21 protein-coding genes are annotated in these 19,629 nt (G+C 52.1%); 13 read left to right on the forward strand and 8 right to left on the reverse strand.

What is annotated here, in order from left to right:
- Positions 1-41: 41 nt before the first annotated feature.
- From rpmG to radC, 3 genes are all read right to left on the reverse strand, one after another.
- Positions 42-212 carry a 50S ribosomal protein L33 gene (rpmG, locus tag Q0796_RS04825; protein WP_168662218.1) on the reverse strand — a complete coding sequence of 57 codons (171 nt, stop codon included), beginning with the start codon at positions 210-212 and terminating at the stop codon, positions 42-44.
- Between the two features lie 11 nt (positions 213-223).
- Positions 224-460, reverse strand: a complete 237-nt coding sequence (rpmB, locus tag Q0796_RS04830; protein WP_168662216.1) for a 50S ribosomal protein L28 — start codon at positions 458-460, stop codon at positions 224-226.
- A 130-nt stretch (positions 461-590) separates the two neighbouring features.
- A complete protein-coding gene (radC, locus tag Q0796_RS04835) occupies positions 591-1,265 on the reverse strand; it encodes a DNA repair protein RadC (protein WP_298440723.1) in 675 nt (224 codons plus the stop codon).
- A 79-nt stretch (positions 1,266-1,344) separates the two neighbouring features.
- On the opposite strand from radC, the gene coaBC reads away from it, so the two are divergent.
- From coaBC to slmA, 3 genes are read left to right on the forward strand one after another with little or no spacing between them, the layout of a single operon-like run.
- Entirely contained in the window at positions 1,345-2,556 is a 1,212-nt protein-coding gene (coaBC, locus tag Q0796_RS04840; protein ID WP_298440724.1) for a bifunctional phosphopantothenoylcysteine decarboxylase/phosphopantothenate--cysteine ligase CoaBC, read from the forward strand.
- A complete protein-coding gene (gene dut / locus Q0796_RS04845) occupies positions 2,540-2,998 on the forward strand; it encodes a dUTP diphosphatase (protein ID WP_298440725.1) in 459 nt (152 codons plus the stop codon). The genes coaBC and dut overlap by 17 nt, the downstream gene beginning before the upstream one ends.
- A gap of 14 nt (positions 2,999-3,012) precedes the next feature.
- Positions 3,013-3,609 carry a nucleoid occlusion factor SlmA gene (slmA, locus tag Q0796_RS04850; RefSeq protein ID WP_298440726.1) on the forward strand — a complete coding sequence of 199 codons (597 nt, stop codon included), beginning with the start codon at positions 3,013-3,015 and terminating at the stop codon, positions 3,607-3,609.
- A 74-nt stretch (positions 3,610-3,683) separates the two neighbouring features.
- Here the strand turns inward: slmA and pyrE are convergent, their stop codons facing one another.
- From pyrE to Q0796_RS04870, 4 genes are all read right to left on the reverse strand, one after another.
- Positions 3,684-4,328, reverse strand: a complete 645-nt coding sequence (gene pyrE, locus Q0796_RS04855; RefSeq protein ID WP_298440871.1) for an orotate phosphoribosyltransferase — start codon at positions 4,326-4,328, stop codon at positions 3,684-3,686.
- A gap of 68 nt (positions 4,329-4,396) precedes the next feature.
- Positions 4,397-5,116, reverse strand: a complete 720-nt coding sequence (gene rph / locus Q0796_RS04860) for a ribonuclease PH (protein ID WP_298440728.1) — start codon at positions 5,114-5,116, stop codon at positions 4,397-4,399.
- Between the two features lie 90 nt (positions 5,117-5,206).
- Positions 5,207-5,986 carry a hypothetical protein gene (locus Q0796_RS04865; protein ID WP_298440729.1) on the reverse strand — a complete coding sequence of 260 codons (780 nt, stop codon included), beginning with the start codon at positions 5,984-5,986 and terminating at the stop codon, positions 5,207-5,209.
- A 12-nt stretch (positions 5,987-5,998) separates the two neighbouring features.
- Entirely contained in the window at positions 5,999-7,171 is a 1,173-nt protein-coding gene (locus tag Q0796_RS04870; RefSeq protein WP_298440730.1) for a M48 family metallopeptidase, read from the reverse strand.
- Between the two features lie 199 nt (positions 7,172-7,370).
- Here Q0796_RS04870 and Q0796_RS04875 point away from each other — a divergent pair, with 199 nt between their 5' ends.
- The 5 genes from Q0796_RS04875 (at position 7,371) to rmuC (ending at position 13,827) form a co-directional block, all read left to right on the forward strand.
- Positions 7,371-8,231: a YicC/YloC family endoribonuclease gene (locus Q0796_RS04875; protein ID WP_298440731.1), complete on the forward strand. Its 861-nt coding sequence runs from the start codon at positions 7,371-7,373 to the stop codon at positions 8,229-8,231.
- Positions 8,232-8,572: 341 nt separating this feature from the next.
- Positions 8,573-9,583, forward strand: a complete 1,011-nt coding sequence (locus Q0796_RS04880) for an HNH endonuclease domain-containing protein (RefSeq protein WP_298440733.1) — start codon at positions 8,573-8,575, stop codon at positions 9,581-9,583.
- Complete coding sequence (locus Q0796_RS04885; RefSeq protein WP_298440735.1) at positions 9,577-10,173, forward strand: class I SAM-dependent methyltransferase; 597 nt, start codon at positions 9,577-9,579, stop codon at positions 10,171-10,173. Before Q0796_RS04880 ends, Q0796_RS04885 begins: the two co-directional genes overlap by 7 nt.
- Positions 10,174-10,195: 22 nt before the next feature.
- Positions 10,196-11,764: a hypothetical protein gene (locus tag Q0796_RS04890; RefSeq protein ID WP_298440737.1), complete on the forward strand. Its 1,569-nt coding sequence runs from the start codon at positions 10,196-10,198 to the stop codon at positions 11,762-11,764.
- A gap of 383 nt (positions 11,765-12,147) precedes the next feature.
- Entirely contained in the window at positions 12,148-13,827 is a 1,680-nt protein-coding gene (gene rmuC / locus Q0796_RS04895) for a DNA recombination protein RmuC (RefSeq protein ID WP_298440739.1), read from the forward strand.
- A gap of 61 nt (positions 13,828-13,888) precedes the next feature.
- Here the strand turns inward: rmuC and Q0796_RS04900 are convergent, their stop codons facing one another.
- Positions 13,889-14,371 carry a Dps family protein gene (locus Q0796_RS04900; RefSeq protein WP_298440741.1) on the reverse strand — a complete coding sequence of 161 codons (483 nt, stop codon included), beginning with the start codon at positions 14,369-14,371 and terminating at the stop codon, positions 13,889-13,891.
- Positions 14,372-15,233: 862 nt separating this feature from the next.
- On the opposite strand from Q0796_RS04900, the gene gmk reads away from it, so the two are divergent.
- The 5 genes from gmk to trmH all read left to right on the forward strand — a co-directional run bounded on the left by gmk (position 15,234) and on the right by trmH (position 19,568).
- Entirely contained in the window at positions 15,234-15,857 is a 624-nt protein-coding gene (gmk, locus tag Q0796_RS04905) for a guanylate kinase (protein WP_298440743.1), read from the forward strand.
- 61 nt (positions 15,858-15,918) lie between these two features.
- On the forward strand, positions 15,919-16,197 hold the full coding sequence (rpoZ, locus tag Q0796_RS04910; protein ID WP_298440745.1) for a DNA-directed RNA polymerase subunit omega: 279 nt from the start codon (positions 15,919-15,921) through the stop codon (positions 16,195-16,197).
- Between the two features lie 15 nt (positions 16,198-16,212).
- A complete protein-coding gene (gene spoT / locus Q0796_RS04915) occupies positions 16,213-18,315 on the forward strand; it encodes a bifunctional GTP diphosphokinase/guanosine-3',5'-bis pyrophosphate 3'-pyrophosphohydrolase (protein ID WP_298440747.1) in 2,103 nt (700 codons plus the stop codon).
- 9 nt (positions 18,316-18,324) lie between these two features.
- Positions 18,325-18,708, forward strand: coding sequence for a RidA family protein (locus Q0796_RS04920; protein ID WP_298440749.1), 384 nt, complete (start codon positions 18,325-18,327; stop codon positions 18,706-18,708).
- Positions 18,709-18,839: 131 nt separating this feature from the next.
- Complete coding sequence (trmH, locus tag Q0796_RS04925; RefSeq protein ID WP_298440750.1) at positions 18,840-19,568, forward strand: tRNA (guanosine(18)-2'-O)-methyltransferase TrmH; 729 nt, start codon at positions 18,840-18,842, stop codon at positions 19,566-19,568.
- The last annotated feature ends 61 nt before the right edge of the window (positions 19,569-19,629 follow it).

Below are 19,629 nucleotides of genomic sequence, written 5' to 3' on the forward strand. Positions count from 1 at the left end.
AACCGGCCACTAGGGCCGGTTTTCTCAGAGTCCAAAAGCAATTACTTGATTTTGGCTTCTTTGTACAAAACGTGCTGACGAACAACTGGATCAAATTTCTTGATCTCAAATTTTTCTGGCATTTCACGCTTGTTTTTGTCGGTGGTGTAGAAGTGACCAGTACCAGCAGAGGATACTAAGCGGATCTTCTCACGTACGCCTTTTTTAGCCATCGTTTAGCTCCTTAAACCTTTTCGCCACGGGCACGCAGTTCTTGCAGAACTACTTCGATACCCTTTTTATCAATGATACGCATGCCTTTAGCAGACAGGCGCAGCTTAACGAAACGTTTTTCGCCTTCAACCCAAAAACGATGGGTGTGCAGGTTAGGCAGGAAACGACGCTTGGTGTGGTTCTTTGCGTGGGAAACGTTGTTCCCGGTTACCGGACGTTTGCCGGTAACTTGACATACTTTAGACATTTCAGTCTCCAATTCTTAGCTCGAGCATCATTGTGCCTCGTATGGCCGTCGCCCGAGGACACACGAAGGGCGCATTTTATACAAGATTGATAGGCAAAGATCAAGCCACCCGAAGCAAATAGCCTCAGGATTACAACCAACCTCGTTCGGCAAATGAGCAGTTTTGACCGCTGCCCACTACCAAATGATCTAAAACCGGCACATCAATCAGCGCGAGCGCTTGTTGGATACGACCAGTGATCTGACGATCTGCATTGCTCGGCTCAGCCACCCCAGAAGGGTGATTATGAGCCAAAATCACTGCAGCCGCATTTGCAGCGAGGGTGGTTTTCACCACTTCACGTGGGTAAACCGTCGCTGCATTGATGGTCCCGATAGACAGCGTTTCCAACGCGATAACGCGATGCTGACTGTCTAACAAAAGCAGTAAAAACCGTTCTTGTTCAAGACCTTGCAAATGGATTTGAAGGTAATCTTGAACAGCTTGGGGCGAGCTCAAAACTGAGCTACGAGCCACCTCACTGGCCAAGTTTCTACGTGCCAACTCCAATGTGGCCTGCAATTGTACGTATTTAGCCTGCCCAAGGCCACGATACGCGCAAAATTCCTTCATGGAAGCGTTCAATAGTTGCGGTAGGCCACCAAAATGAACCAACAGATCCCGCGCCAATTGCACTGCGCTGCAGCCGGGCACCCCAGTGCGTAAAAAGATCGCCAATAATTCTGCGTCGCTTAAAGCCGCAGGCCCCTGTTGCAGTAATCGTTCCCGTGGGCGTTCATGCTGTGGCCACTGAGTAATGCTCATCGCAAATCCTTATGCTTGGCTGCCGACTGCCTTCAGCGCTGTGGTATGTTACTCCCACTAAACGCAAACCGGCATCAACATGAGTCAATCCAAGCCTAAGATCCTGCTTGGGATCAGTGGTGGCATCGCCGCCTATAAAGCCCCTAATTTAGTCCGACGCCTGCGCGATCAAGGCGCCGACGTTCGTGTGGTTCTCACCCAAGGCGCCAAAGCCTTTGTTACCGAGATGTCGCTGCAGGCGGTGTCGGGTTATCCGGTGGTGCACGATGTGCTGGATCCCGCCACGGAATCCGCCATGGGCCACATCGATTTAGCCCGCTGGGCGGATCAAGTGATCATCGCCCCCGCCAGTGCCAACCTGATTGCGCGCTTAGCCCACGGGATGGCCGACGATCTGCTGACCACCTGCGTGTTGGCCACTGAAGCGCCGGTCATGGTGTGCCCAGCAATGAACAAGGTGATGTACCAGCACCCAGCGACCCAAGCCAATCTGACGCTGTTGGCGCAGCGTGGGGTAGAACTGTACGGCCCCGCCAGTGGCGATCAAGCCTGTGGCGACGTCGGCCCCGGCCGAATGCCAGAAGCGGAAGAGATTGCCGCCCATTGGGCGCAGCAACAGCAGCAACCGCAGTTGTTGGCGGGCAAGAAACTGTTACTCACGGCCGGTCCCACCCGTGAGGCACTGGATCCGGTGCGTTATATCTCCAACCACAGCTCCGGAAAAATGGGCTTTGCCTTGGCAGAGCAAGCCACCCAGTTAGGGGCAGAAGTCACCGTGATTGCTGGGCCAGTTGCCCTGCCAACCCCCGCTGGCGTAACGCGCATTAACGTGGAATCCGCCCAACAAATGTTGGATGCGGTGCTGGCACAGGTAGAACAGCAGGATATTTTTATCGGCTGCGCTGCCGTAGCAGATTACCGCGCCGCCACCGTGGCTGAAGGTAAGATCAAAAAGTCGAAAGACAGCATGACCATTGAGTTAGTGCGAAATCCCGACATTTTGGCCACCGTTGCCAGCCACAGCGCCCGCCCTTACACCGTTGGATTTGCCGCTGAAACCCACAATGTGGAACAATACGCCCGCGATAAATTGAGCCGCAAAAAGCTTGATCTGATCGCCGCTAACGATGTGTCTAAATCAGGCCAAGGCTTCAATGCCGACAACAATGCCCTGATCCTCTACTGGCACAACGGCGAACGCAGCTTGGGCCACAGCAGTAAAGCTGAACAAGCCCGATTATTACTTACCACCATCGCGGACCGACTGCCTGCCAATGAAAACGCCAATTGAACTGAAGATTCTCGACCCTCGTTTGGGTACCGAATGGCCGCTGCCTGACTACGCAACACCGGGCTCAGCCGGCATGGATCTGCGCGCCATGTTAGACGCACCGCTCACCCTAGAGCCGGGTCAAACTGAGTTAGTCCCAACCGGCATGGCAATCCACATTGGCGATCCTGGTTTAGCCGCCACCATTTTGCCGCGCTCTGGCCTGGGCCATAAAAAAGGCATTGTGCTGGGTAACTTGGTTGGCTTAATCGACTCCGATTACCAAGGGCAGCTGTTCGTATCTTGCTGGAACCGCGGCACCGACAGCTTCACCATGGAACCCGGCGAGCGCATCGCCCAGCTGATGTTTGTGCCAGTGGTGCAAGCGCAATTTAATATTGTTGACGAATTTGACGCCTCAGATCGTGGCGAAGGTGGCTTTGGCCACTCCGGTACCAAGTAATAACGAGATCCATCATGGCCACCACCAATAACAAAAAAAATCGCCGCGACCACATTCTAGAAAGCCTCGCGCGGATGCTGGAAACCTCACCGGGCAAGCGCATCACCACCGCTGCTTTGGCCAAAGAGGTAGGCGTATCGGAAGCGGCGCTGTACCGCCACTTTCCTTCCAAAGCGCGCATGTTTGAAGGCTTAATCGAGTTTATTGAAGACTCGCTGCTGTCGCGGATCAACCTGATCTTGGTGGATGAAAAAGACACCATGAACCGCATCCAGTTGATCTTGCAGCTGCTGCTGACCTTTGCTGAACGCAACCCCGGCATCACCCGCATTTTAACCGGCGATGCGCTGGTGAATGAGCAAGAGCGCCTACGCGAACGCATTCATCTGCTGTTCAACAAGATTGAAACTCAGCTGAAGCAGGCCCTGCGGGAAAAAAGCCTGCGCGAAGGCCAAGGCTTTTACTTAGAAGAAGGGATGTTGGCCAACTTGCTGCTGGCGTGGGCCGAAGGCCGCATCGCGCAGTTTGTTCGCAGTGATTTTCAAGATCTGCCTACCGCCAACTTTTCCGAGCAGTGGGCCTTTATCCGCAAGCAGTTGCTGCAAAGTTAACTGCCGCTGCCGGTACAATCCATTAAAAAGGGCGCTCATTTGAGCGCCCTTTTTGCTGTGCAGCCGGTGGCCAGTTAGGCGATGCCGTACTGTTCGCGGTAGGCACTGACCGACGCCAGCTCTGCTTCGCGGCCCGGCTGGGTCTCTAAGTAAGCGATCAGATCGCCTAAGGTGATGATCGACACCACCGCGCAGCCAAAGTCGCGCTCCACTTCTTGAATGGCCGACAACTCGCCTTGGCCTTTCTCTTGCCGATCCAGCGCAATCAGCACCCCTGCCAGCTCGGCGTTATTGGCTTGAATGATCTGCATCGATTCGCGAATGGCGGTACCGGCGGTGATCACATCATCCACCAGCATCACCTTGCCGCTTAGCTCGGCGCCCACCAAGTTACCGCCTTCACCGTGATCTTTTTTCTCTTTGCGGTTAAAGCAGTACGGCAGATCCAAGTTGTGCTGATCCGCCAGTGCCACTGCGGTGGTGGTGGCGATAGGGATGCCCTTATAAGCCGGGCCAAACAGCAGATCAAAATCGATGCCCGCGTCCATCAACGCGGCGGCATAAAAGCGCCCCAGTTGGGCCAGATCGCTGCCGCGATTGAATAAACCGGCATTAAAGAAATAGGGGCTGGTGCGCCCGGATTTCAAAGTGAACTCGCCAAAGCGCAGTACATTACGGTTCAGTGCGAATTCAATAAATTGTTGTTGGTAGGGTTTCACTTTCGCTCCTGTTTTATCGCTATTTTTAAGCAAAAAAAAGCGGCTCATTGGCCGCTTCATTATTAGAATTAGTGGCCGTTGTAGGCGGCCTTCTGGGCGGCAATTAATTGCTCAATGCCCTCTTTCGCCAACGCCATCATCGCGTTCATCTCATCAAAGCTAAACGGTTCGCCTTCGGCGGTGCCCTGCACTTCAATGAAGCGGCCATCTTCCGCCATCACGACGTTCATGTCGGTTTCGGCGCTGGAATCTTCTTTGTAATCCAAATCACACACCGGCTGGCCATTCACAATGCCCACCGATACCGCGGCGATCTGCTGCTTCAGTGGCGAGACTTTCAGCTTACCTTTGGCTTTTAAGCTATCGATGGCATCCATCAACGCCACACAAGCGCCGGTAATGGACGCGGTGCGGGTGCCGCCATCGGCTTGGATCACGTCACAATCAATGGTGATGGTGTATTCGCCCAATGCCTTCAGATCAACCGCAGTACGCAAGCTGCGACCAATCAAGCGCTGGATCTCTTGGGTGCGGCCAGACTGTTTACCACGGGCGGCTTCACGGCCATTACGGCTGTGGGTTGCGCGCGGCAGCATGCCGTATTCGGCGGTGATCCAACCTTGGCCCTGACCACGTAAGAAGCGCGGCACGCCCTCTTCCACGCTGGCAGTACAGATCACCTTGGTGTTGCCAAATTCGATCAGCACCGAACCTTCGGCGTGAGCAGTGAAATTGCGGGTGATGGTTACCGGGCGAGCTTGAGCCGCCGTTCTGCCGTTAGAGCGCATAAGATTTAACCTGATTGGGGAAATTGGCTGGCATTATAACGGAAAAGGCGGCGCAGATGCGCCGCCTTTTCCTGTGCAAAACTTACCGGATCAAAGCTTCTTTTTCGCTTCGGTTTCGGCGATTTCTGCTACGGGTTGCGCTTCCGTTTGCAGCCGCTGCAGTTCGGTTAAATTAGCCGAAACCGCGCCGCCGCTATTATCCGCACCGGCAAAAACATTGGCCCAAACCACATCGCCGCTGTCGCCATCAATCAGCGCCGCTTCCACGCTTTCGCCGCTCATCGCCTGCACTGGCACCACAGCCCCTGCGGTCAGCACCCCAACCAAGATCGAGGCCGCCATGTCTTTCGCAACCGAGCCTTTGGATTTCTCCCAGCCGGTGTACTTCAACAACAAGATGGCGTCGCTGTTGGTGCTGTGCGCCACCACACTGGCCGCTTCACCAACCGACTGGCGAAAGCTCGCAACCTTTTTCTCATTCACCGCTTTGCCGGTGTACAAGTTCGCGGCAATGCTTTGGTAGCTTTCACGCAGGTTCGCCACGTCCACATTAAAGTCAGCAAACTGGGCCAGCATGCGTTCGCGCTCAACCACGACTGGGGTAAAGCCCCGAGCGGTTAATTTGCTGCTCGCCTCGGCAATCAATTGGCTGCGGATCGCATCTTCTTGGGGGGTAAGGCGTTCGCCTTCGCCGTCAAAGTTCACCAACTTCATCTCAACCACCGGCGGCACAATGGCGATCCGTTGGTAGTCTTGCGTGTGTTGGGCATGATCTTCGTGCATGCGTACCGACGTTACCGAACAACCGCTAAGCAGCGCTATCGCCACCAGCGCAGTCAACGCAACGCGCATCTGAGAGAACATCTTCATCCTTAAATATCCTTATAGTTTTTCTATTAACGTGCGTACATAAGCTTGTTCTGCTGGGCTTTCACTCAGCGTTAAAAAACGTTGGTAGGCGGTTCGCGCCGCGTCGTTATTGCCCAGCAGTCGCTCCACATCGCCTCGCACTCGCTGGCTGCGGGCATACACTGGACTCTCTGCCCCGACCGCCGTCACGTGCGCTTGGGCTTGCTGCAAATATTGCTCTTTTTTGGCCTCTATCTGCGCTTGCCAATCCTCTGCATCTTCATCCATTAACCACGCTTTTTCTCGAGCCGCGGGCCGAGGGTATTGCGCCAATCCCAGCCACGCTTCGGCTTCAAACAGCTCGCGCCACGGTGAAGAAAGCTGAGCCGCATCGCGCAGGGCCGAGAAATACAAACGCCGCTTTAACTTCATGCCGGTGGCTTGCAGGCGGATCCGCTGCATTTCAGTGTCAAAGCCCTCAGGATTAGGGCTCAGCTCAGCTGGCTTAAGTAATGGCGCTAAGGCCAACACCCGCTCGCTGTTCTCCGGATGGGTGCGATAAGCAAACCAATCGTCGCGCGGCACTTCGCCGTTATTCAAACGGGCCAACACCTCGGTAATTTGTGGGTGACTAAACCCCGCCCGCTGCCAGCGCTCCAGTCCGGCTTTATCCGCTTGGAACTCCATCTCTTTGCTGTGGGACGACAACTCTGAAATCGCCGGTAAGTACGCCAAACCGGTGCCAAAGGTCAGCAGATCAAGAATGTGGGCCGAGACCATGGTTTTGCTGCGCTGGGTACGGGTGATCCGGCCATGCTCTTGCAACACATGCTCAATTTCATGGGCCAACACAAACGCCAACTCGGCTTCGTTATCGGTGATGGTTAACAGACCCAGCTGGATGTAGATGTCGCCATTAGGGAACGCAAACGCGTTCACCAACGGGTTGCTGGAAAGAAACAGCTGCAATGAGTACTGCTGCCGCTCCTCCGCAGTGGTTAACCGCTGCATTAACGACTGCAAATAGGCTTGGTAGGTAATGTCTCGGTAGCGGTGACCCCGATCATTGAGCTCAGCACTGGCTTTGTCCGCCAAGGCAACGGCCTCGGCTTGTTGCTGCGCGATCTTCTCCGCCTTCGTCAGCTTCGGCGTTGACTGACAGCCACTCAAGCAGAGCGCCAGCAGTAAAAAAAACACCCTCATCATTTGTCCCGCACTTTATTTTTTCAACAAGATAGCGACCATTCATTAACAATTGCAATCAAGGCGAGCACTTAATCGCAGCCAAGCCGCTAATTTATCGTTTATTTTTTGATGCCAACCGCGGCGGTTTGGCGCCCCGACTACCCCAGCTCGGTTCAGCCCGATATACTCAGGGCATCTTTTTTGCCAGAGCGTATCGACAATGATCCATTCAATGACCGCCTACGGCCGCGGTGAAGTAAAAGCCGATTGGGGCTCCGCCTCGTGGGAAATTCGCTCCGTAAACCAACGTTACCTTGAAACCTACCTGCGCCTGCCAGAGCAGCTGCGCAGCCTAGAGCCGGTTTTGCGCGAGCGCCTGCGTAAGCGCTTGGCACGCGGTAAAGTCGAAGTAAACCTGCGTTTTGATCTGGCCCAGAAAACCGACACCCTGCAGATGAATCACTCTCTGGCGCAGCAGCTGGTGGATAAAGCCAACGAACTGCACACCATGGCCGGTATCGGCCAGATCCAGTTGGTGGATCTGCTGAAGTGGCCTGGCGTACTGGAAGGCAGCAGCCAAGATATGGACGAGATCAGCAAAGAGTTGCTGGTTAAGTTTGATGATGTGGTTAGCGAATTTTTAGCCGCCCGTGGCCGCGAAGGCGAAGCACTGGAAACCATGATCCAGCAGCGTCTTGATGCGATCACTACTCAAGCCGCCTACGTGCGCGAACGGATGCCCGAAGTGATGGCATGGCAGCGTCAGCGCCTGACCGACAAATTGGCGGAAGTAAAAGACAGCCTCGATCCGGCTCGCATAGAACAAGAGATGATTTTACTGGCGCAAAAGTTAGACGTAGCGGAAGAGCTCGACCGCCTCGACGCCCACGTTACTGAAACCAAAAAAGTGCTGAAAAAAGGCGGCGCCTGTGGCCGTCGTTTGGACTTTATGATGCAAGAGTTCAACCGCGAAGCGAACACCTTAGCGTCCAAATCCATCAGCGCCGACATCACCGCCGCCGCGGTAGAACTGAAAGTACTGATTGAGCAAATGCGCGAGCAGATCCAGAACATCGAGTGATGTTCGCCAGCGCCAGAATGTTGTAACAAGTCACTGAAAGCCATCATTTTTTGATGGCTTTATTGTTTGTGATTGTTCGTAAGTTATTGCTACAGTCAGGCAATAAACAGTGACTAGAACCATATCTGAGCGCAGCACAAAGAAAGTTTCGCAGCTCTAGTCACAAGTCTAGGGATGACTTATGAACGACAAGCAGATAAAGGCTTTCTTAAGGTCTGGCGAGTGTGTAAGGAAACGAGTAGGCAACTGTCTGAATCACCTACAGAGCGCCCCTATGCATAGCCTAATTGATCCTTGCACATAAACGGACGAAGATACCCCCTCAGTTAAGTGAGGGTGCAATGGTTCAAAAACAGTTCGAAGACGCGGATTACTGGAAAGGGATTATCCTGTTTGGTTTGAATGCTGCCACATATAAAATGGGGCTTGCTCGCACCCTGCTCGATTTTGCAAAGCAAGGTAAGACAACCGTAGATTGGCATGAACTAGCACATGCCTACTTCGGCCAATACCTAGAAAGACTCAGCAACAATCCAATGCCTCAACAGGCCAATCCATCTCGAATGACGGTTATGGAGCGTATCGTCAAAGAGCATCGCATCGGCAAGCTAACCCATGCCGAAGCGGTTGAGCGTGTGGCCGAGAAAGCGTTTGATGACGTTATCCCCCGTTTCCAAACCATTGGCACTAACAAAGAGTTGGTCAAAGGCCACTTCTACGACTTCCACAAAGGCCAAAAACTAGAGCTCAAAGACTCGTTGCTGGCTTTTGACCACAACCTTATCAATGAGCTCGATAGCGAAATCGTGGCGCGTTGGAGCTTACTGGAAGGAGCCTTCTCAATCAGCCAGAGTCAGTTCCATCTTGCCAACGATATCCGTGATATCTATCTGGAGGGCGGATACGAGCGGCAAGCCCTTACCTCCAATATCCCGTTCTTAAATGGCTACCAAGGCAACACCTGTTTCTACTGCGGAGAACCACTAGGGGATGATATTCACGTTGACCACGTCTTGCCTCGCCAAGTGCTTTGTCATGACGAAATCTGGAATCTGGTGTTGAGTCATGCTGACTGCAACCTACTCAAGTCCGACAAGCTAGTAGGCGCTCATTTCATACAGAAGCTGATTGCTCGTAACGAGAATATTATGGGCAGCAATCATCCGTGGAAACAGAAGATAGCAACAGCTCTCGGCACGACCCCAACTAGACGAGCCAAGGCACTCACAAAGCACTATGACAACGTAAAGCTCGTGCTCGGCAGCAACTACTGGGGAGGTAGCGAAAGCTACAACCCAGCAACTGATCCATTCTTCCGTCGATTAATCACCGTATTGAACAACAAATGCTAACCATGACCACCAACTTCTACGATGAAAACGCCGCCAGTTTCTTTGAAAATACGGTCAATGTAGATATGTCCGCCCTTTACCAGAGGTTCACCAAGCACTTGCCTAAAGGTGCTCGCCTACTGGATGCTGGGGGCGGCTCCGGTCGCGATAGCAAAGCATTCTTAGAGATGGGCTACGAAGTTGATGCTCTAGATGCATCTCCCAAGATGGTTGAGATGGCTACGGAGCTAACTGGACTACCCGTTCAGCTCAAGCTGTTTAATGAGATCTACAGCCAAGAAGAATATGACGGGATCTGGACATGCGCATCTCTACTCCATGTGCCACATGCCGAACTGGCAGCTTCACTCGAACGCCTAGCCACAGCTCTAAAGCCCCAAGGTATCTGGTACGTGTCCTTCAAGTATGGCGAATCAGAGCGATTCAAAGATGGGCGTCACTTCACTGATCTTAATGAGGGTATGCTGGCAGACTTAATCCAGCCCCTAGAAGACTTAGAGCTAATCGAATTCTGGGTAACCGAAGATGCCCGTCCAGACAGAACGGAGCAATGGCTGAATGCAATACTCAAGAAAGACAGTTTCAGCTAGCAATGCTAGATAAGGGATGACCATGAGCTATCAAACAAGAGCAGCAAGCATAATTGATGACTTAGGAAGATATACTGATATTTCTTTTGTCAATGCCGCATTTAACTATTTATCATCAAAGACAGAACATCCCGCATCTAGTATGCCGTGGGTTATATTGCTTGCCTTAAAGTGGAAATTCACCTCACAAAAAAAACAATCGCAAACAGAAATTACGACTGATGAATTCAGACGAATCATTAACAAAATATGGAATTTGCAGTCACATGCCCTGAAGTTAAATAGAGGCGACGATGCTTTATTTTCGATAAAGCCGTTTTTGAGACAACAGTTATCTTACCAGCAGACTAAAGAAATGTACTTGTCTCAGCTTTGCCGTCAGCACATATGGTTTAACGACAACGAAATCCTAAATGAAAAATTTACCTCGATATCTGGCGTCTCCATAGATGACTATATAAAAATATCCTTTTTGTTAATAATATGGATTAATCAAAACGAGCAGAAAGAATCCTCCCATGTATCTATAGGAGACATTCTAATTAGATTAAGCCCTCACTATTGCAATGACAAGATATCTTCTTACCTCAAGTTCATTGGTATGCCATTAGAGGGCTGCGAGGATTTTTTTGAAAGATACAAACAAGCTCATCATCCAAGGTGGGAGTACTTTGAAGACAGTCCTTTAGCTCTCAAGCCCTTCATCTATAGCAATCATCATGCGATCACATTTAGTCGTAATGTTTTTTCTCTTGGGGTAGCCAATCTACTAGTTAACACCCTGAAGTATGAGATGAATGAGGATTTCAAGACGGAGTTTGGCAGCGCTCTAGAAGTTTATGTCGATAATTTATTTAATATTCATAATTTAAGTTACATTATCGAAAAGGATATAATTAATAAGTACCGCTCAAACTCAACTAGTGGAAAAGTGGTTGATTTTATAATCAATGAACCTAATGGCCATGTTTTTATAGACTCAAAAGCAATTGAACCTACTATCTTGATCAAAACAACAGACAATAAAAAAGATGTTGAAGATAGACTAAAAGGTAGTTTCATCAAGGGAATAATCCAAGCGCAGGAATGTGCATCAAAAATGTCAGAATTAGTAACCCTTAATGCTAACATATACTCAATAATAGTAACCCATCAAAATTTCATGATCTGTACAGCACGAGATTTAGACGGAAGCATAAACAGTGATCTGGAAAATCTCATCCTCGACGAAACATGCCACATGCCTATTAGCTTAGACCGTGTATTTTATGCATCAATATCGGAATTAGAACATCTATTGGATATCGCAAAAGCCACCAACAAAAGCATTTCTGAAATACTTGATGAAGTTTCAACAATGTCTAAAGATAAATTTGGCTCAAGAGGTGATTTAAGCAGCTATCTTGTAGAGTTGTACCCGAATAAAAAATCTCCTCAGCTGACACCTATAAATTCAGTGTCAGATGTTATCTTTGATGAAATAAAGCTGCAGTTTAAGCAGAGCGAAAAACTTTGGAATGGTCAGGTATATGAGTTTTTGAGCCTTTACTCTGATGTGCACAAAGCCATCCAACATGAATGCCACCCATGACCTTCCAGCACTCAAGATTAGTGCTGATGAAAATGCAGTCTGTGAGCTTAGCATGAGTGCCCAAGGGCATGTGGACTCACTACACTTGTGGTTACTAAATGGGTTACTGGAAGTCACCTTAACAATCCAAATCACCGCCAAAAGCACGTTAAACAACGCGAAAATCAAGCTACCCCATAAGCAGATCCAAAACATCGAGTAACCCCGCTTTCGCACAGCACTAAGCCCTGTTATCCAACGGGGCTTTTTATTGCCTGCGCGTTAGGAAAACACTAACACCTTGCTGCGATTGGCCCTTTTGTTGCGCTGCCGTTTGGCCAGCGGATCCAGATTGAGTAAGGTGGGCAGACAGCGTAACCCTTTCAATTAATATCGAGATCCTTATGGACTTCACTCCCCTACTGGCCGCCACCATCGAACTGAAATTACTGCTGGCTGCCATTGCCGCCAGCGTCACCGGCTTAGGTTATTACCTTGGTCGACGCCCCCTAGCGCAGCTGCAACAACATCTTGACGAGGCGCAGGACGATCTGAGCGATCAGCGCCAACAATTGGCGTTGTTGCAGCAACAGTGCGATCGGCTAATGGATATTGAGTTGCAGTGGCAAGACGCGCAGGATGAACACGCTCGGCTAAAAACCGTGGTGGCCAGTGCCGATATCGAATTGAAGCACAGCACCGAACAACTGCACCGCTTGCGCCAACAAGAACAAGAACTATCGGCGCGGTTAGACAAGCAGAGTCGTTTAAGCAGCTTGTTAGAAGGTCAGGTGAAGCAGGGCCAAACCGCATTGGAAGAGAAGCAGCTGAGCTTCAACACCCAGCAGCAGCAATGGCAGCAGCGTGAACAGGAACTGAAATCCGAGCTGGCCAGCGCCACCGAGAAACTGGAAAGCGCCCATGCGCGGGTATTAAGCCTCACCAGCGACAACCAAGAGATCAAAACCTCGCTGCAAGAGAAACAACACCACTTTACCGAGCAGATGCAGCTGCTGGAGCAGAGCAAAGCGCAGCTGACCAAGCAATTTGAGCAGCTGGCGAGCGAGATCTTAGACCGAAAAGGCCAAGCCTTTAGCGCCATGAACAAAGAGAGCATGGCCAATATCTTGTCGCCGATCCACGCCGAGCTAAAAGGCTTTAAAGAGAAAGTGGAAACCATCCACACCCAAGAAACCGAGCAACGCACCAAGCTGCGCACCGAACTGGAAAACCTGCAGCAGCTCAACCAAGCGATCAACCAACAGGCGGATCGACTCACCACGGCACTGCAAGGGCAAAAGAAGGTGCAGGGCAACTGGGGCGAGCTGATGCTGGAAAACGTGCTTGATAACGCCGGGCTGCGGTTGGGCACCGATTATCAACGCGAGCAAAGCTTCAATACCGACGAAGGCCGCCTGCGCCCAGATGCGGTGGTGTACCTGCCGCAAGATAAGCATCTGGTGATCGACGCCAAAACCTCGCTTAACGCCTACACCCGCTACGTCAACACCGAAGATGAGCTGGCGCGCAGCACTGCGCTGAAGCAGCATGCGGAAGCGGTGCAAGATCGGATCAGCGAACTGGCCAGCAAAAACTACTGCAAGCTGCCGGGGCTGAATTCGCCCGAGGTGGTGATCATGTTTATTCCGGTGGAATCGGCCTACGTCGAAGCGCTCAAAGCCGATGAAACCCTGTTCCAGCGGGCGCTGGAGCAAAACATCTTGGTGGCGACCCCAACCACCTTGCTGACCAGCCTTAACATTGTGCGGCAGTTGTGGCGCTTTGAAGATCAAAACAAACACACCGCCGAATTGGCCAATCGCGCCGAGAAGTTCTACGACAAACTGCGCACATTCTTGGTGTCGATGGAGCAAGTTGGCAAGCAGATGGACAACGCCCGCAGCAGTTACGATAAAGCGTTGGGGCAGCTGTATCACGGCCGTGGCAACCTGATCAAACAAGCGGCGGAGTTTAAGGATCTGGGCGTATCGGTCAGCAAAGAGTTGCCTGCGGAGATGGTGGATAAAGCCCAACTGGAGTTGGCCAGCAGCGATCCCGCCGCACTGCCTGCCAGCGTTAGTTAACCCGCAAAGCGCCCCAGCATGCTGGGGCGTTTTTGATTGCCGCTCGGTTCAACCGCCGCGCTTAGGCACGGCGCCCCTGGTAAGCAGCCAGCATCCAGATCTCTTTCTCTTGCTGGCTCACGTAATCCCCCAGCAGAGCCGCGGTGCCTTCATCGCCTAATTCTCCCGCTTGCGCCAACAACCGTCGCTGCTGGGTCAGCAGCAACTGATAGGCCGCCAAGATGTGTTCAATCGCCACGTGGCCATCGGACACGTCTTTGCTTTCCGCAATCTGCGCCAACACCAAGTAGTCAGAGAAGCCATGCAGTGGCTCGCCCCCCAAGGTCAAAATCCGCTCCGCCAGTTCATCCACTTTTAGCAGCAACTGATCGTAGATCTCTTCAAACTTGGCGTGCAGTTCAAAGAAGTTTGCACCGCGCACATTCCAATGGAAACCACGCACGTTCATATACAACACTTGGTAGTTTGCCAGCAGCTGGTTGAGGTTGGTGGCCAGTTGGGTCGCGCCTTGTTGGTCAAGGCCAATTAAGTTAGTGGTCATCATCGGTTCCGTTGCTCATTTTGAATGGTCGCTAGCTTACCCAAGGGGGGTCGCAGACGATAACGGAGGCTTTGAATCACCATAATCGATTTACACTGCCACTCTTAACCCCAAAACATGATTTAGATCATGGCAGCGCCTTTACTGCTAACGTCACCGCAAATTGCCCCCTGAAGCTAAAAATCAGGCAAAAAAATACCAGCACAATGGCTGGTATTTTCTTCGACACGGAGATGATGATCTTAACTAAACAAGGTAACTACGCTGCTGACGTTGACCGCGTTTGCTTCGATAACGGCAGAGTACTCAAACTTTGATTGTTGGTAAAATCAACAATATCAATCACGGTTATCGACTTTTCACTGCCAACTAATTCGAATTAGCCTCAGCCCATAACCAAAAAAAGAGCCGCGAAAAACGCAGCTCTTTTACCAAGGGATGGCTGTTGATACAGACTCGGCGCATGCACTGAAACCGATTAATGCTGTTCAATGGCGCCATCATAACCGGCTTGCGCGCTGCTGATAAAACCGACAATTTCAATCGCCGTTATCGATAAAGCCATGCATTCCGGTTCGAGCTTTTTTCAGCCTCGCTCGGCAGCGCAACTCCCAGTAACCATAGCCAGACCAGCCAACGGTTTGCTCTTCGTTGCAGGCACCACGCAGCAACCGCCGTTAGGGCACATATACTGATAACACAACGGCGGGCGCGCATTCTCAGCACGAAAGCCCACCACAGCGGTTGGTCAATGCCGCCGCCCGTGGTAAAGTTGCGCGCTTTATTTTATTCCAAGCACCAAGCGCTCGGAATGGGACTTTGCACGGCTTACTCTTAAGCCCAAAACGTCAGGATCGCATTCACCATGGCTCGTCGTGGCAACCTGTTTATTCTTGCCGCCCCCAGTGGCGCAGGCAAATCATCACTGATCAGCGCATTGCTGAAAGACCAACCCGCCGACATGCAAGTGTCCGTGTCGCACACCACTCGTGCCCCACGCCCCGGTGAAGTTGACGGCGTGCACTACCATTTTGTTTCGGTAGAGCAGTTTAAAGCGCAGATCGAACAGGGTAACTTCTTCGAATACGCCGAAGTATTTGGCAACTATTACGGCACCTCTAAAGTCACCATTGAACAGACACTGGACAATGGCATTGATGTGTTTTTAGACATTGATTGGCAGGGTGCCCGCCAAGTAACAACGCTGCTACCGGATGCGGTTGGGGTGTTTATTCTGCCACCATCACGCGTTGAGTTGGAACGTCGGCTGAACAGCCGCGGCCAAGACAGCGCCGAAGTGATTGCAGGACGGATGGCAGAAGCGGTGGCAGAGATGTCCCACTTCGATGAGTTTGATTACGTCATCGTCAACGAAGATTTTGACGTGGCCCTGACCGAACTGCAGGCCATCGTTCAAACCCAACGTAACCGCTTGGCTAGGCAGGCGGAAGCGCACAGTGTTATGCTTGCAGAGTTATTGTCGCAATAACGCTTTTCATGTACACTTTTGCGTCATTTTTTTAATCGTTTAGACACAGGAGTTCCTCGTAATGGCACGGGTTACTGTAGAAGACGCCGTAAATCAAATCGGCAACCGTTTTGACCTGATCCTGGTCGCTGCTCGCCGCGCCCGCCAACTGTCTGTACAAGGCAAAGAAGCGTTGGTTGATGAGGAAAACGACAAGTCCACCGTGGTGGCACTGCGTGAGATCGAGCAAGGCTTGATCACCTCCAGCACTCTGGACGAACAAGAGCGCCAAGCTGAGCGCGAAAAAGAAGCCGCTGAACTGGCTGCCGTAGCTGCAATTGCAGAGGGTCGTACTCTGTAATTTGGGAGGTCGCCGTTGTACCTGTTTGAAAGCCTAAAGGAACTGGCCGCCAGTTATCTTGAACCCGAGCAGGTGGAGCAGCTTACCCAAGCTTACATCACCGCCCGGGACGCTCACGATGGGCAGATGCGCTCCAGTGGCGATCCCTACATCACTCACCCAGTTGCGGTTGCCCGCATACTGGGTGAAATGCGTTTAGACCACGAAACGCTGATGGCGGCCTTGCTGCACGACGTCATCGAAGATACACCCGCCACCAAAGAAGATTTGGCCGCGCTGTTTGGCGATGCCGTAGCGGAATTGGTGGAAGGGGTATCCAAGCTCGATAAACTCAAATTTCGCGATCGCGAAGAAGCTCAAGCCGAAAACTTCCGCAAAATGGTCATGGCCATGGTGCAGGACATTCGGGTTATCTTGATCAAACTCGCCGACCGCACACACAACATGCGCACGCTGGGCTCGTTACGCCCGGATAAAAAACGCCGCATCGCCCGTGAAACCCTCGAGATCTACGTGCCCTTGGCCAATCGCCTCGGCATCCATAACGTTAAAAACGAACTGGAAGATCTGGGTTTTCGTGCACTTTACCCAATGCGTTACCGCGTTCTTAAAGAGGTGGTTTCCGCCGCTCGGGGTAATCGCAAAGAGTTGATGAACATCATCGAGTCTGCCATCAGTGGCCGCCTTGAAGACGCTTCCATCAACGCCACCGTGCAAGGCCGCGAAAAAAACCTGTTCTCCATCTACAACAAGATGGTCAACAAAGAGCTGCAGTTCCAAGACGTGATGGACATCTACGCGTTTCGGATCACCGTGGACGACATCGATACCTGTTATCGCGTCTTAGGTGCCATGCATACCCTCTACAAACCGCGCCCGGGCCGCTTTAAAGATTACATCGCCATCCCCAAAGCCAACGGCTACCAAAGCCTGCACACCTCATTATTTGGCCCCCATCAGGTGCCAGTCGAGGTGCAGATCCGTACCGATGACATGGATCAAATGGCCGATCGAGGCGTTGCCGCCCACTGGATGTACAAAAGCGACGAAGACAACGCCGGTACCACCGCCCAGATCCGCGCCCGCAAATGGATGCAAACCCTGCTGGAGCTGCAACAAAGCGCCGGTAACTCGTTTGAATTCATCGAAAGCGTTAAGAACGACATGTTCCCAGACGAGATCTACGTGTTCAGCCCGAAAGGCCGAATTCTGGAACTGCCTGCCGGTGCCACCGCGGTCGACTTTGCCTATGCGGTCCACACCGACGTTGGCAACGAATGCGTGGGGGCGCGCGTTAACCGCCAAGCCTACCCGCTTTCCAAGGCGCTGATCTCTGGCCAAACCGTTGAGATCATTACCGCGCCTGGGGCTCGTCCTAACGCCGCTTGGCTTAACTTTGCCGTTACCGGTAAAGCCCGCGCCAAGATCCGCCATGTACTGAAAAGCGTGGAACAAACCGAATCGGTCACCTTGGGTCGGCGGCTGCTCAATCACGCCTTGGGCGATGTGCGCTTAGACGAGATCGATCCCGATAAGCTCAATGCGGTGTTGGCCGAATACAACTATCGCAGCCAAGACGATCTGCTGTCGGCCATCGGTTTAGGCGATGTGATGAGCTTGGTTGTGGCGCAGCGATTGCGCGGCGAAACCGAAATGCTCACCAACGGCAAAGATAAGCTGCCGATCAAAGGCGCCGAAGGGATGCTGGTAACCTTTGCCAAATGTTGCCGCCCAATTGAAGGCGATGACGTCGTGGCACACGTCAGCCCCGGCAAAGGATTGGTGGTTCATATTGATACCTGTCGCAATATCGTCAAAAACCTGGAAACCGAACCGGAGAAATTCCTACCGGTAGAGTGGACGGACGACGTAGAAGCAGAATATCTTACGGAACTGCGGGTGGAGATCATCAACCACCAAGGTGTGTTAGCCAAGTTAACCTCGGTTGTGGCCAGCACCGACGCCAACATTCAAAATCTCAATACTGAAGATCGAGACGGCCGTACCTACGCCATCAACATGGTCTTGACCGTTTCTGGTCGTGATCATTTGGCCAACGTATTGCGTAAAATCCGGGTGATGCCGGATGTACTCAAGGCGTCTCGAAGCCGAAATTAAGGAAGCAACATGGCAGAAAAAGTGATTATCGCCACCGACAACGCCCCTGCGGCGATTGGTACTTACTCCCAAGCAGTACGGGTAGACGACACCGTTTACCTGTCGGGTCAGATCCCTTTGGATCCAAAGACCATGGAAAAAGCCGGTGAAGATTTTGACAGCCAAGTGGTACAGGTATTCGAGAACTTAAAAGCGGTATGTGAAGCCGCCGGCGGTTCCTTGCAAGACATCGTTAAGCTGAACATCTTCATGTTGGACTTGGCCAACTTTGCCAAAGTAAACGACGTAATGAGCCAATACTTCCAGCAGCCCTACCCCGCTCGCGCCGCGATTGGCGTAAAGCAGCTGCCAAAAGACGTATTGGTCGAAATGGATGGCGTAATGGTGCTGTAATTTCGCACCCGATCCAGCGCATAACGGGGGCTTCGGCCCCCGTTATTGTATTTACTCTCGCAACCCAGTTACCGATCCCCATAAGAAGCCCACGCTGACTTATCGGCATCGGCTCTCGCAACGGAAAAACCATGAGCCCAGAACGCCTCGCCCGCATCAACGCGATGCTCGACAATCGCCAAATCGATCTAACCCTATGCTTAGAGCAGATCCATAAACCCCATAACCTATCCGCAGTCATTCGCACCGCCGATGCGGTTGGGATCAGCGATGTGCACGCCATCTGGGCCGAAGAGTACCAGCGGATCTCCAACCACAAAGCCTCGGGCTCGGGTCAGTGGATCGACATCCACAGCCACCACAGCACCGCCGCTGCAGTAGCGCAATTTAAAGCCCAAGGCATGCAGGTGGTGGTAACCAACCTGTCTGACTCTGCCGTGGATTACCGCCAGATCGATTACACCAAACCCACGGTGCTGATGATGGGCAACGAACGCGATGGCATCAGCGATGAAGCACTGAGCCTCGCGGATCACGAAGTAATAGTGCCGATGGTGGGCATGGTGCAATCGCTGAACGTGTCTGTGGCCGCGGCGTTGATCTTGTATGAAGCCCAACGCCAGCGCAGCGACAACGGCCAATACGGCAAGCGCACCATCGATAACGACCGCTGTCAGCGCATTTTGTTTGAAGGCGGCCACCCCATTTTTGCCAAGATCTGTCGCCAAAAACAGCTGCCCTACCCACGCATTGATGAACAAGGGCAGATCGAGGCAGATGAGCAATGGTGGCAAAAGGTGCAGATGAACAAAGACGCGTGGCAGCACCTGGATGACGAATCCAGCGAGGGCGACCGTTAAGCCAAGCTCACCCCTTTACACAGCGGCCTAAATGGCCGCTTTTTTAATCTATCTGGCTGAA

It is taken from the genome of uncultured Ferrimonas sp. (assembly GCF_947489035.1).
Classification (GTDB): domain Bacteria; phylum Pseudomonadota; class Gammaproteobacteria; order Enterobacterales; family Shewanellaceae; genus Ferrimonas.

Excerpts from the sequence above, each read along its gene's own strand:
- rpmG (WP_168662218.1), bottom strand. The coding sequence starts at position 212 with ATGGCTAAAAAAGGCGTACGTGAGAAGATCCGCTTAGTATCCTCTGCT.
- Q0796_RS04875 (WP_298440731.1), top strand. The coding sequence starts at position 7,371 with ATGATCCATTCAATGACCGCCTACGGCCGCGGTGAAGTAAAAGCCGAT.
- Q0796_RS04865 (WP_298440729.1), bottom strand. The coding sequence starts at position 5,986 with ATGAAGATGTTCTCTCAGATGCGCGTTGCGTTGACTGCGCTGGTGGCG.
- rmuC (WP_298440739.1), top strand. The coding sequence starts at position 12,148 with ATGGACTTCACTCCCCTACTGGCCGCCACCATCGAACTGAAATTACTG.
- gmk (WP_298440743.1), top strand. The coding sequence starts at position 15,234 with ATGGCTCGTCGTGGCAACCTGTTTATTCTTGCCGCCCCCAGTGGCGCA.
- rph (WP_298440728.1), bottom strand. The coding sequence starts at position 5,116 with ATGCGCTCTAACGGCAGAACGGCGGCTCAAGCTCGCCCGGTAACCATC.
- Q0796_RS04920 (WP_298440749.1), top strand. The coding sequence starts at position 18,325 with ATGGCAGAAAAAGTGATTATCGCCACCGACAACGCCCCTGCGGCGATT.
- coaBC (WP_298440724.1), top strand. The coding sequence starts at position 1,345 with ATGAGTCAATCCAAGCCTAAGATCCTGCTTGGGATCAGTGGTGGCATC.
- rpmB (WP_168662216.1), bottom strand. The coding sequence starts at position 460 with ATGTCTAAAGTATGTCAAGTTACCGGCAAACGTCCGGTAACCGGGAAC.
- Q0796_RS04870 (WP_298440730.1), bottom strand. The coding sequence starts at position 7,171 with ATGATGAGGGTGTTTTTTTTACTGCTGGCGCTCTGCTTGAGTGGCTGT.
- rpoZ (WP_298440745.1), top strand. The coding sequence starts at position 15,919 with ATGGCACGGGTTACTGTAGAAGACGCCGTAAATCAAATCGGCAACCGT.
- trmH (WP_298440750.1), top strand. The coding sequence starts at position 18,840 with ATGAGCCCAGAACGCCTCGCCCGCATCAACGCGATGCTCGACAATCGC.
- slmA (WP_298440726.1), top strand. The coding sequence starts at position 3,013 with ATGGCCACCACCAATAACAAAAAAAATCGCCGCGACCACATTCTAGAA.
- dut (WP_298440725.1), top strand. The coding sequence starts at position 2,540 with ATGAAAACGCCAATTGAACTGAAGATTCTCGACCCTCGTTTGGGTACC.
- Q0796_RS04885 (WP_298440735.1), top strand. The coding sequence starts at position 9,577 with ATGCTAACCATGACCACCAACTTCTACGATGAAAACGCCGCCAGTTTC.
- radC (WP_298440723.1), bottom strand. The coding sequence starts at position 1,265 with ATGAGCATTACTCAGTGGCCACAGCATGAACGCCCACGGGAACGATTA.
- Q0796_RS04900 (WP_298440741.1), bottom strand. The coding sequence starts at position 14,371 with ATGATGACCACTAACTTAATTGGCCTTGACCAACAAGGCGCGACCCAA.
- Q0796_RS04880 (WP_298440733.1), top strand. The coding sequence starts at position 8,573 with ATGGTTCAAAAACAGTTCGAAGACGCGGATTACTGGAAAGGGATTATC.
- Q0796_RS04890 (WP_298440737.1), top strand. The coding sequence starts at position 10,196 with ATGAGCTATCAAACAAGAGCAGCAAGCATAATTGATGACTTAGGAAGA.